The organism is Agromyces agglutinans, assembly GCF_009647605.1.
Lineage (GTDB): Bacteria > Actinomycetota > Actinomycetes > Actinomycetales > Microbacteriaceae > Agromyces > Agromyces agglutinans.
Window position 1 is genome coordinate 16,377 of record NZ_WJIF01000007.1, and the last position, 12,889, is coordinate 29,265.

Consider the following 12,889-nt stretch of genomic DNA (forward strand, 5'->3'; position numbering starts at 1 on the left):
GCCCGGCCGGCCCGTCGCCCGGCGCCCCGTCAGTCGCTCGTGCAGATGTACTGCTCGAAGTGCCCCGGCGTGCCCGAGAACGCCTTGCCCGAGTTCTTGGTGTCGTCCTTCTGGTAGGCGATGGCGGCTTCGCGATAGGCCGAGCTGTCGGGCGCAGTGACATCCGCCAGTACCGGCTGGCCGTCGAAGTCGTCGGTGACGCCCATCACGTACGCGAGCTTCTGCAGCAGCGCGAGGTTGCTCGGACTGTGCTTGCGCACGATGTTCCACCCGCCGTACGCCGCGTTGCACTCGGTGTACAGGTTGAAGGCGCCGTTCCAGTCGAGCAGCTTGTCGCCGTCGTTCGGCCCGTTCTTGGTGACGTCGCCCTGGAGCACGTCGCGGTTGTGGCCGCCATACAGCCAGTCGATGCCGTGGTGGTGCTGGCGCGTCTCCGCACCGGTACCGCCGGGCGCCGTGTCGGCGTAGGCGTCGACGAGCCGGAACCAGTCCGCCGGGTCGACACCCGGGCGGGGCTGGTAGTCGAGGATGTCGGCGCCGGCTTCCGTGTTGTCGGCGCCGTACCCGCCGTAGAGCACGTCGATCCATTCGCCGTCGGCACCGGGGTCGTTGCGTGCCGGGAGCTCGGGCGCCGTCGCGGGATGGCCGCGTCCGCCCCACATCACGTCGGCCCCGTCGTCGCCGAAGAGGTAGTCGCCGCCGGAGTCGCCGTTCATGAGGTCGTCGCCGAGCCCGCCGTGCATCGAGTCATGGCCCGGCCCGCCGCGGAGCTCGTCGTCGGCGCCCGCGGTGAGCCCGCTCGGCGACAGCGCCGATCCGTCGCCGTCATGGGTCAACGACGTGCCCCGGTAGAGCGGATGCGCCTCGAAGGGCGTGAGCACCGCGTCCTGTGCGCCGCCGTCCGGGCCTCCGAGGTTCATTCCAGGAGGGCCCTGGCTGTCGTGGGTCTGCACGTCCGGGTCGTCCGGATCGCTGCCGTCCTGCTCGACGAATCGCGTTCGCACGCCGCCGAGGTCGCCCAGCATCGCGTCCTCGCCGTCGCCGCCCCAGAGGATGTCGGCGCCGAGCTCGCCGTACTGGTCGTCGGCGCCGTCCTCGCCGAACAGCCGGTCGGCGCCGTCCTGGCCCCACTGGCTGTCGTCGCCGTCGCCGGCGCCCGCCGAGATCAGCGGGTTGGTGCCGTCGCCGCCGAAGATCAGGTCGTCACCCCAGACGCCCGCGGCCGCCGGAGCCCCGACGTCGTACCGGGTGACCTCGCGTTCGACCACGGCCGAGCCGTCGTCGGGCGCGTCGTTGTCCGGGTACCGCTCCTCGTACACGGCGTACTCGTCGCCGTCGAGGGTGCGGTTCAGCTCGCCGTTGTCGCCGAGCTGGAAGTCGGCCTGCCCGTCGCCGAAGACCCAGTCGCCCGCATCGCGGTGCCCCGCGACGTTCGACCCGCCGAACTGGTCGTCCTGGCCGTCGGGCTGGGCCGCGCCGACGAGGTCGGCACCGGCGCTGGGTGCGCCGGGAAGCCCGGCGGGCGGTGCGATCAGGCCGGGCAGCGCGCCGCCGACCTCGGGCGGCAGGAGGATGCCGCCGTACTGGCCCACCTGGCGGTCGCCCACGACCACGTCGGAGCCTCCGTTGCCGTGCTGCACGTCGGCACCGCCGTCGCCGAACAGGAAGTCGTTGCCGTCCTGCCCGAACTCGGCGTCCGCGCCGGACCCGCCGTTGAGCAGATCCCGGCCCGACTCGGTCGTCACCGGCGCGTCGACGTCGTGCAGCACGACGCCGCGCGGGGTCTCGACGCCGATGAGACTCGTCACGAAGTGGAATGCGTCGGGCCCGGGCTCGTCGAGCGCCGGGCACGAGGCCGGCTCGAACGCCACGCCCGGCACGTCGCGCACGATGCACGCGTTGTCGCCGGCGACGACGTCGGCTCCGCCGCCGCCCCACAGCACGTCGCCCGAGTCCGGCTGGTCGGGGAAGCTCGAGCCGCCGATGAGGTCGTCCTCGTCGGCGTTGCCCTCGAGCCAGTCGCCGTCCTGGTTGCCCTCGACCAGGTCGCCGGCGCCGTCGCCCTTCACGCGGTCGCCGCCGCCCTCGCCGAACATCCGGTCGTTGTCGGCGTTGCCGCGCATGAGGTCGCCGCCCGAGACCGCGTCGAGCGCGGCATCCGTCTTCTCGGTGTCGAGGAGGGTGACCTCGCGGAACACGCCGCCGGTCACCGGGTCGGTGCGCCAGGCGTCGGCATCGCCGGGATCGGCCTCACGCGTGAGGATCGCGTTGTCGCCCGTCATCACGTCGTCGGCGGCGTTGCCCTCCATCTCGAGCTCGCCCTCGTCGGGGGCCGCGTTCGCCCCGTCGGGGTCCGCGAGCGGGTTCACCGGCGACGAACCGCCGATCAGGTCGTCGGCACCGTCGGTTCCGTCGGGCATCGAGGCATCCGACTCCTCGTCGAAGCCGAAGATGCGGTCCTGCCCGGCGTTGCCCTCGAGGTGGTCGTCGAAGCCGCCGCCGCGCAGCGTGTCGGTGCCGTGGCCGCCGAAGCCGCGGTCGTCGCCGCCGGTCGGCCACGGGTCGCCCGCCTGCCGGAAGTCGCCCCAGACCGCGTCGTCACCGCCCGATCCGGGGTCGATCAGCGAGACCTCGGTCGACGGCGAGCCGTTGGGCGAGCCCGGCTGCCACCCGCCGGACGGGGGGCCAACGAGCCGCGCCGGCGGCGCGATCGTGCCGCGGTCGCCGACGAGGTCGTCGGGGCCCGCGCCGCCCACGAGCTGGTCGCCGTCGAGTTCGCCGAACAGCTGGTCGTAGTCCTCGTCGCCGAAGAGGGCGTCGGCGGCGTCCTGCCCGTGCAGTTCATCGCGGCCCGTGCCGCCGTCGCCGGTGTCGGGCCCGTAGGTCGAGGCGTCGGCCGACGGCGTGATGGTCACCGCGTCGAGCGCGTCGAGCGACCCGTTCAACCCGGCGTCGATCGTGACGTCGTCGCCGAAGCCCCGGTCGTGGTCGGGTCCGCCGAAGAACGTGTCACCGGCGTCGGCCGCGTTCACGGCGATGCCGCCGCCGATGACGAGGTCGATGCCCTCCTGGCCGTGCACCGCATCGGATGCCCCGTTGCCGAGCACGACATCGGAGCCGGGTCCGCCGAACGCCTGGTCGGCGTCGCCGTCGCCCCAGACCTCGTCGTCGCCGGTCTCGCCCTGGAGCGTGTCCTCGCCGCCGTTGCCGTGGACGAGGTCGCCGTCGCCGCCGCCGAACGCGGTGTCACCGCCGCCTTCACCGTAGATGCGGTCGGGGCCGGCTCCACCGCCGAGCGACGGGTCGCCGACGCCGGCGGTCTCGCTCGGCTGCGCCACGCGGCTGCCCGGTGCGCCGGTGATCGTGCCGTCGTCGCCGAGGACGAGGTCGGCTCCCGCGCCGCCGTCAGCACGGTCGGCGCCGGTCGTGCCGGCATCGGCCGCGCCGTCGCCGTCGCCGATCAGTTCGTCGTCGCCGTCGTCGCCGAAGAGGCCGTCGTCACCGCCGCCGCCCCACACGAGGTCGCCGCCCGGGCCGCCGCGCAGGTCGGGATCGCCGTCGGACTGGCCGTGCACGTCGTCATCGCCGTCCTCGCCCCAGGCCTGGTCGGCACCCCGGCCGCCCCAGAGGTGGTCGCCGCCGCCCGATCCGTAGATCCGGTCGTGGCCGTCGCCGCCCTGGACGCGGTCCTCGGAGGCATCCACGCCCGTGGCCACGAGCCGGTATCCACCGTAGACGACGTCCTCGCGTCCGCCGCCGAAGATCGTGTCGGCGCCACCCTCGCCCTCGATGCGGTCGAGGCCGTCGGTTCCCGGCGCGGGATCGCCCTCGGGCTCGACCGTGTCGTCGGACGGATCGGCGTCGGGCGGGTCGTCGCCGAAGATGCGGTCGTCGCCGCTGCCGCCGGTCAGGCCGTCGTCTCCGGCGCCGCCGATGATGAGGTCGCCGCCGTCGAACCGGTTCGGCTTGTCGGCGGGCGGCGTCTGGCCCGGCGGCACCGAGAGCTTGTCCTTGCCGCCCCGGACCGTGTCGTTGCCCGCGTCGCCGCGCAGCACGTCGGCCTCGAGTCCGCCGTCGATCGTGTCCGAAAGCCCGCCGCCGCGCAGCGTGTCCACGCCGTCGCCGCCGATGAGCGTGTCGGTGCCCTCGCCCGTGCCGTCGCCGTGGTCGCCGGAGGCCGTGTTCGTGCCGTTGCCCAGCGTGATCGAGTCGGCGCCGTTGCCGCCGTTCACGGTGTCGTCGCCGTCACCGGTGACGATCTTGTCGTCGCCGTCGCCGAGCGTGGATGCCTCGACGGGCGCCGTGAACGGCCAGCTCGCGGCCGGATCGGCCGGCGACGCGGGGTCGAGGTCGCCGGGCTTCGAGCCCGGCCCCGATCCGTTGAAGAGGAACGCGTCGTTGCCGCCGAGCGCGTCGATGATCCGCACGCCGACTCCCGACCGCGTCTCGGTGTAGCCGAACGCGCTCACGCTGAACTCGTACGCGCCACCGCCGTCGGGTGCCGCCGACAGCTGGCGTACGGCGTACGACTCGCTCTCGACGTCCTCGAAGGCACCGCGGTCCGAGACCCGCGAGCCGACGTTCAGCACGACCCACCCGCCTTCCTCGGTGGCGAGCACGGGGGTCTGCTCCTCGCACGACGAGGAGAACTCGAAGAGCGTGATCTCGGCCAGTCGCCAGCTGTCGGAGTAGCAGAACGGGCACGGCCCGAACTCGGCGTACACCTCGAGGAACGCGATCAGCTTGCCCTCGATGTCGAACAGGCAGATCGGCGTCTTGAACTTCGCGACGATCTCGTCGATGTGCATCCGGCCGTCGGCCTCGGGCGTGTCGTTCAGGTTGAGCCCGAACGTCGCCGTGATGCCGCCCTTGACGCCGGCCTCGGCGATGAAGATGTCGAGCTTGGCGCCGGCGGTGATCGTGCCCGACACCGTGAACTCGGGGATGTCCTTGCCCGAGGCATCCAGGTCGGTCAGGTACAGGCTCTGCAGGAACGCGGAGCCCGCCTTCGCGGCCGCGTCGAGCGGGCTCTCGATGGTCGGGTCCGCGAACAGCGACTCGGCGAGCATCCGGACCCCGCGGGTCGACACACCGGCGCCGACCTGCGCCGAGACGTCGAGCGCCCCGCCGATCGTCACGTACAGCACGCCGAAGAACGGGCCGAAGCTCTGCGTGTACTCCATGTGCACGCCGAGCGCGTCGGGCCGCCACTCGACGACCGAGCAGTCCTTGCCGAGGAGCAGGCCCACGAGGCAGCTCGGGTCGTCGAACATCGGGAACGAGAAGTCGGACTCGCTGGGCTCGGCCTCCTGGCGCACGGTGTCGAAGTCGTCGGACTTCTCGCCGAGCGCGCCGGACACCTGCCCTTCGACGAGCCCCTCGTCGACGTCGATCGGACCGTCGACGACGTCGGTCGCCCGGTCGGGCGTCAACGGCGAGCCGCGCGCGACCTCGGTCGACAGCGCCAGATGCTCGACGAGCACGAACGGCTCGCCGTCGGCCAGTCCCTGCACCTGTTCGAGGAAGCCGAACAGCTGGTCGATGTCCTCCAACAGCGAGACGTCGACGACGCCGAACAGCTCGGCGAGGTCGACCATGGTGACCGGATCGCCGCCGAAGTACTGCGAGAGGTCGCTGATCACGGGGATCGGAGAGAACAGGAACTCGCGCACGGGCTTGGTCGGCGCGAGGATCGGGTCGAGCGTGCGCAGCACGTCGCCGAACATCCTCGTGAACATCTGGCCGGGTGCGACGGCGATGCGGTCGAGCGAGATCTCGGGATCGCCGAGCCCGTCGCCGTCGAAGGTCCACCCGAGCGCGAAGTCCGCGGTGAAGGTGGGCAGCGTGTCGTTCACGTTGCCGCCGTCGGCGATGCCGGTCGAGAGGTGCAGGTCGAGGGTGATGCCGCCCTCGATGCGCGGCTCGCCGAGGAACCCGCCGATGTCCTCCGACAGGAACGAGGTGATCGGCATCACGGTCGTGCAGTGCGCGCCGCCCGTGACGTTGGCGCCGTAGGTCGCCGGATCGAGGGCGTCGCAGCCCGGGGCCTCGAGTCCGAGCTGGGCGGTCAGGCGCGCGCCGCTGGGCAGCGCCGGATCCGTGCTCCGGTCGGTCGCCTCCATGCCGATGAAGCCGATCCGGCCCGTGATCGGAACGCCTGGGGCGAGGTTCGCGCCCACGTTGACGCGGATCTCCTCGAGGCCGCCGTCGGCCTCCGGGTCGGCCGCACCCGTTCCCGGCACGGGGTTGTCGAGCAGGTAGAAGCCGTCGTCGCGGGACACGCCGAAGCCGAGCTCGACGGTCCAGCCGGCGCTGGCCGTGACCGTGCCCGTGAGCGTGATCGGCAGGCCGGGCAGGCCGAGGCTCAGCGGGATGTCGGCCACGCCCGGGCAGGCCACGGCGTCGCCCACGGGGCATCCGCTCCCGGCGAGGTCGCGGGCACCCTGCCCGAGCTCGAGCTCGAAGCGCAGGTCACGCAGCGCGGTCAGCGACTCGGAGCCGGTGCACAGCACGTCGGTGCCGCCCGAGTCGCAGATCGCGACGACGCGGATGTCGGTGATGCTCGGCACGTCGTCGGCGTCGGCCGGCGAGACGCCGACCGCGCCGTACGAGCTGTCGCGCAGGACGCCGGCGGCGATCAGCTTCTCGGCGAGCACATCGCGGATGCCGCCGTCGCCGTAGACGGCCGCGTTCACGTCGGCGTCGGGCAGGCCGGGGATCTGCGGGTCGTCGAGGAACGACTTCACGGTGCCGAGTCCGTCTGCGAGCTCGGTGAGGTCGTCGCCGACGACCGGCAGCTCGCCGCCCGCCTGGCTCGCGGTGATCGCGAGGCCGAGGATCGTGCTGATCGTCTTCAGCCCGTCCTCGAAGCTGTCGAAGCTGAACGCCGCGGTGTCCAGGAGGTTCCCGAGCGAGCTCGGCGCCGAGACATCCGGCGCCGATGTCAGGTCGTCGACCGACACGGTGAGGTAGTCGGAGGAATCCGGCGTCGCCGGGTCGGCGCCGCTGGGCAGCTGGAGCCCGGTGCCGATGTCGACGAGCACGGGCATCGCGGCGCACGCGAACGCACCCTCGACGGGCGCCTGGCCCGGCGCGTCGCACGTGTACTTCCCGCCCTCGGCGGGCGAGGTCGCCGTGAAGCCGAAGGTGCCGGAGAAGAAGTCGGCGAGCTCGAGCGGCGCCTCGGCGGGGTCGCCCGGCTCCGGTGCGTCGCTGCGTTCGAGCGCGAACCGCACGCCGACCGCGATGCGGCCGGTCTGGTTCGCTGCGTCGCCGAGCTGGGCGGCGAACGGCCCGAGGTGCACGCCGAGCTGCGTGGAGCCGGGCGAGGTCTCGGTGACCTCGGCGGTCACGCTGACCCGGCTGGAGTCGAGCAGTCGCGGCGGTGCGGCGGCGTCCGGTTCGAGCCCGATCAGCAGCCCGAGGTCGAGGTCGGCGGTGAGCGCGGCGTGCAGCGCGCCCTCACCGCTCGTGCCGGCGATGGCGGGGAGGTCGGCGTCGAGCAGCGACATCGGCACGTCCGTCTCGGCGACCTTCGTGCCCTCGAGGCCCGTGACGAGCGCGGGCTCGACGCCGCCGCCGGCGTCGAGGTCGCGCAGACGGAAGCCGACGTCGAGGCCGAGTGCCGTCTCGAGCCCCTGCTCGAGCGAGCCGAGGTCGACGGGCAGCGAGCCGCCCCGGAACTCGTCGTACTGCTCCTTCAGGCCCGTCGTGTCGCGGAGGATGCGCTCGAGGCCGCGGTTCAGGAACGGCACGGTCGGCGAACCGCCGAGCACGCTGTCGACGGTGTCGAGCGCCGCCACGACCTCGCCGACGCCGTCGAGCGCGCGGCCGAGGAGCGCCGACGGCTCCGACGTGTCGATGTCGAGTGCGCGCAGGAGCTCCATCTCCTGGTTGCCGGGCGTCACCGTGTAGGCGGTGTGGTCGAAGCCGGTGCCGGTGACCGTGAACATGCCGGGCGACTCCGTCAGGTGCTGCGCGGGGTCCGCGCCGTGGCCGTCGACCTCGTAGGCCGCCTCGATCGCCGCTCGCCGCTCGGCGATCGCGACCGGGAAGGCGGGCGGCGCGCCCTCGTGCTCGTACAGGCCGGGAATGAGGTCGGTCAGTCGCGGCGTCGCCGGCTCGCCGGCCGCCGGGTCGACGTCGGCCTCGGTCGTCGAGGCCGAGCCGTCCTGCTGGAACGACCAGGCGCCGCCGACCGTCGCGGGGACGAAGCCGAGCTGCCCCTCGCCCCGCACGGCCGCGGAGACCTCGTAGACGAGGCGGAGCTCGGCGCCGTCGACGAGCTCGGTCTCGAAGCGCTCGTAGACCATCGGCGACTCGAACTCGACGACGGCGGTCGCCGGGTCGTCGCTCGCGGGAGCGGCCTCGGCGAGGTCGATCACGATGGGCAGGTCGATGTCGACCGCGAGGTCGGTGGGCGCCTCGACCGGGTCGCCGCTCGCGGCGACGCCCCGCAGGCCCGTGTCGTCGAGCAACTGGTCGCCGAAGGCGGTCTGGCCGGGCGGCGGCGTGTCGTCGGGCTGCTGGTCCTCGAGCTCGGGGGCGACGTCGGGCGCGCCGTCGAGCTCGGAGTGGATGACGAAGTCCAGTCGCACCGACTCGTCGTCGCGGTCGTAGACGGGCGTGATCGTCGCGGGCGCACCGGGGATGTCGCTCGCGATCCGGGCTGCCAGGTCGCCGACGGTGGCGATGCCGACGTCGATCAGGGGCTGCGGGTTGGCGGGGTCGGGCGTCGGATCGGGCGTGACCTCGAAGAGGTCCTCGGCCAGCTTGGCGAACTCCCCGCCGAGGTCGTACAGGTCGGCGAGCGTCCCGCTCGCGAGCGGCAGCGCCGCATCCACGTTCGGGTGCCGCTGGAGGGCGCGCAGCAGCGTGCCATACTGCACGAGGCCCGAGACCAGGTCGACCGGGCCGAGGCGGGTGAACGCCTCGAACGCGGCGAGGTCGTCGTCGGTCGCGGTCAGCTCGGCGAGCGGCTCGGGCACCGCGCCGAGGTCGGCGTCGAGCACCAGCGACGGGGGCGGCGTGGTCGAGAGCCCGAGCAGTTCGGACCCGAACCGCAGGTCGGCTGCCGCCGAGCCGGCGAGGGCGAACGTCGTGAGCTGCTCGGCGGGGGCGGTGAGCTCCCCCGGTACGACCTCGGTGCCCTCGAGGGCCGGCTCGAACATCGTGAGACGTCCGTCGGCGTTGGTGTCGTCGATGGTGCCGGTCCAGTCGGCGTCGACGTCGACGGTGCTCCCGTCGAGGATCTCGACGTCGGCCACGCCGACCGCGGCGCCGCCGCCGGGGAACGCGAACGCGTCGCCGCCCGCCAGGTCGGCCGTGAGGGCGACTCCCGGGTCGCCCTCGGTGGTGTCGAGCCAGAAGCGGGCGCCGAGCGCGTCGGTGCGGATGCGCCCCGAGAACTCGAAGGCGACGGCGTACGGGGCGGGGTCCGACTCGGCGGTCGTGAGCGTCAGCGGTTCACCGCCGGGGCCATCGGGGTCGGTGATCGCGAGCGGCACGTCGATCGTGCGCGACACCCGCAGCGTGAGGTCGAATCCACGGGCGTCGCCGTCGGGCACGAGGTTCGCCACCGACACGTCCAGCGAGCTGCCTGCGACGTCGGCGTCGAGGCCGTCAACCTGCTGCATGAAGTCGGCGAGGCCCGCCGTGGGCGGCCCGCTCACGAGCGCATCCTTCACGCCCTGCTGGAGGACCGCCGCGAGCTGCAGCGCGGCGCCCGGGATGACGGGGGCGACGCCGGGCGACGTGTCGGCGAGCGGCAAGGCCTCGGCGAGCGGTCCGGTGTCCTCGTAGTCGGCGAGCGCGACCGCCGCGAGTGCGGCGATGCCCGCGCGGGCTCCGGCGACGTCGTCGGGTTCGACGATGAGGTCCTCCGCTGCTGCCGGCGCGATCACGCCGGTGATACCGAGCGCCCACGCGGTGACGACGGCGACGGCCGCCGCGCTCGCTCGTGTGCCGGCCGATTCGTTCGGGCGCGAATGGGCGCGCATGATTCCCCCCGGTGTCGCCAGTTCCCCTGCGGCGCCCGCGTGGCTGCGAGCACCATCGCCCGTTGTACTCCTGCCGCGACCGCCGAGACAAGAGAACCCCTCACTTCTGGGGGTAGCCGAATGTCCGCCCCCTCGCTGTCAAGGGGCCGCGGTTTCGCGGCATCCGTCGAGACGAGCCGCCTATGATCGGCGCATGCCCGACCGCGTGCACAGGATCACCTCGATGCGAACCGACGCCCCCCAGGAGCCCGGCGCGACGCAGCCCGGCGAGCCGACGCCCGGCGCGACGCAGCCCGGCGAGCCGACGCCCGGCGAGCCGCGCGCCCACGGCTTCGAGCGCAGCATCGACGCCGTGCTGGGCGTCCAGCGGCCCGTCGTCGTCGCCCACCTGCGCGGCATCCGCCGGCGTCATCCGGATGCCACTCCCGAGCGACTGGTCCGCATCCTCGAGCAGCGCTACCTCGCCGCGGTCACCACCGGCGGTGCCGCCGTCGGCGCGACCGCGGTGGTGCCCGGAATCGGCACGGGCGTCACCCTCGCGCTGTCGGGCGTCGAGACGGCGGGATTCCTCGAGGCGACCGCGCTGTTCGCCCAGTCGGTCGCCGAGGTGCACGGCATCCCGGTCGAGAACCCCGAGCGCGCGCGGGCCCTCGTGATGACCCTCATGCTCGGCAGCGAGGGCACCGATCTCGTGCGCCAGTTCGCCGCGCAGGCGACCGGACGGGGCGTCGCGCGCAACGCGTACTGGGGCGAGGTGATCACGAACACGCTCCCGAAGGCCGTGATGGGTTCGCTCGTCGACGGACTGCGGCGCACGTTCATCAAGCAGTTCGCCGTACGCGGCGGTGCCGGATGGATCGGCAAGGCCCTGCCCTTCGGCATCGGTGCGGCCATCGGCGGCATCGGCAACCACGTGCTCGGGCGTCGCGTGCTCACGCAGTCGCGGTTGGCCTTCGGCCAAGCACCCCCGGTGCTGCCCGCCGAACTCGAGCCGCGCGGCGACGAAGGGCTGGTCGTGACGGCCGGGCGACGCGTCGGCGGCGCCGTGGGCGGCACCATCGGCGGCTTCGCCAAGGCCTCGGCCCGAGGCATCCGTGCCGTCGGCGGAGCGACCGGCCGCGCGGCGCGCGGCGCGCTGGGGCGGCGAGGCGGCGATGCGGATGCTGGGGCGGACGCTGGGGCGGACGCCGCTGACGTACTCTCCGCGTCGCGCGGGGCGGACCCGGCCGGCCCCACTGCGCCCGCTGACCTGGGCGAGACCGACGCTTCACCCGGGCCGCGCCCGGCCTGAGGCCGGTGCCGTCGTGCCGGATCGGCACGCTCGTGCCGAACCGGTGCGCTAAGGGGCGCGCGCGCTCAATCTGCGCCGGATTCGGCACGGTCGTGCCGAACCGCGATCGCCTCAGGCCGGCGGCCGCGCCTCGCCCTGACGCTCACGACGCAACGCGGAGCCCGCTCATCGGCGCCACCTCAGCGCTGACGAGCTCGGCTCGCGCCATGAAGGCATGCTCGGGGGTCGTCAGGTACCGCCGGCCGAGCGGACTCGTCCACTCGAGACTCCCCCGGCCGAGTTGTCGCACCCGCCAGCCGGCGTGGTGCTTCAGCCGATGGTGTTTGCGACACAGGCACGCGAGGTTCGCGGCATCGGTGCGGCCGTGCTCGACCCAGTCGGCCGTGTGATCGAGGTCGGTGCCGACCGCCGACCTCGTGCAGTTCGGAAACCGACAGGTGCCGTCGCGAGCTCGAAGGTACCGGGCGAGGTCGGCGGGAACTCGATACGACTCGCGCCCATACGACAGGAATGCGCCCGTCTCTGGATGGGTGAGGATGCGAGTCACACTCGGCGCGCCGCCCGCCAACCACGCCGCGGTCTTCGCGTCGATCGGGCCGTAGCCCTCGAGTTCGGCCGGGTCGTCGGTGAGGCCGAGCAGGCTGAGCACCGGCACCGTGAGCTGCACGCTCGGCCGGATCGCGGCCTGCACGAGCCGCCACGCCTCGTCGGCAGCGGCGGCGTGGTCGACAGCGGCGGCGGCGTCGGCCTCGACGGCGGCGTCGGCCTCGACGGCAGCGTCGACCTCCTCAGCAGATACGTCGGCGCCGAAGTTGCCGCCGCCGCGCACCGCTGCGGGCGCGGTCGGCACGATGCCGACGAGCAGCGCCTCGACGGCCCGGTCGAGAACATCTGATGTCGAAGCGTTCCGCCCGACGACGCACCGCCCCGCGAGCTCGCGGAACCGCTGCTCTACGGCGACCGCGCGCTCCGCCTCGAGGTAGAGGTGCAGCCAGGCCATGCCGTCTTCGGCCGGTTCGACGTACAGCCGGCGCTCGGACCGCGCCTGCCGGTGGCGGTCGACCATCGAATCGGGATGCATCCGCTCGCGCAGACGGCGGGCGACTCGGCGGAATGCCGCGGCAGTGCGCCCGACCGCCCGCTCCAGGGCCGCCTGCTCGAACCCTGCTCGCGCCGCTGCGGGAAGACTCTGCGCCTGCGCGAGCAGTTCGCGCACATGCGCCTGCGAGATGTCGCCGCACGCCAGCGCCGCGCGCGTGTCGGGGAAGCACGCCTCGAGCCGTTCGGCCTCGTCGATGAGCGCCGATGCCGTGCGCTCGTGCACGCCGAGCGTGGTGGCGACCTCAGCCGTGAACGCCCGTGCGGCGAACTCGACCGCATCACGTGGCGACAGGCCGGCCGCCAGCGGCTCGTCGAGCTCGTACGCGGCGCTCGCTCGCGCGAGGAACTCGAGTTGCCGCGCCTGCGCGACGCGGATCTCGCGCTCGAGTCGAACGACCTCGGCGAGCGCGGTCTCGACGTCGACAGCCGCAGCCCGAGGCATCCGCATCGCATCGCGAGGGGCTGTCGCGGCTGTCTCCATACGTCGACTCAACCACTA

Annotated in this window: 3 protein-coding genes; 1 reads left to right on the plus strand and 2 read right to left on the minus strand. The window is 73.4% G+C overall.

Translation table 11 applies throughout. The features are described from left to right. Positions 1-29 precede the first annotated feature (29 nt). Positions 30-9,998: a hypothetical protein gene (locus GE115_RS12260; protein ID WP_153685084.1), complete on the minus strand. Its 9,969-nt coding sequence runs from the start codon at positions 9,996-9,998 to the stop codon at positions 30-32. A gap of 193 nt (positions 9,999-10,191) precedes the next feature. Here GE115_RS12260 and GE115_RS12265 point away from each other — a divergent pair, with 193 nt between their 5' ends. Continuing rightward, positions 10,192-11,289, plus strand: coding sequence for a hypothetical protein (locus tag GE115_RS12265; protein ID WP_246190761.1), 1,098 nt, complete (start codon positions 10,192-10,194; stop codon positions 11,287-11,289). Between the two features lie 142 nt (positions 11,290-11,431). Here the strand turns inward: GE115_RS12265 and GE115_RS12270 are convergent, their stop codons facing one another. Continuing rightward, complete coding sequence (locus GE115_RS12270; RefSeq protein ID WP_172979885.1) at positions 11,432-12,832, minus strand: HNH endonuclease signature motif containing protein; 1,401 nt, start codon at positions 12,830-12,832, stop codon at positions 11,432-11,434. Positions 12,833-12,889: the final 57 nt, after the last annotated feature.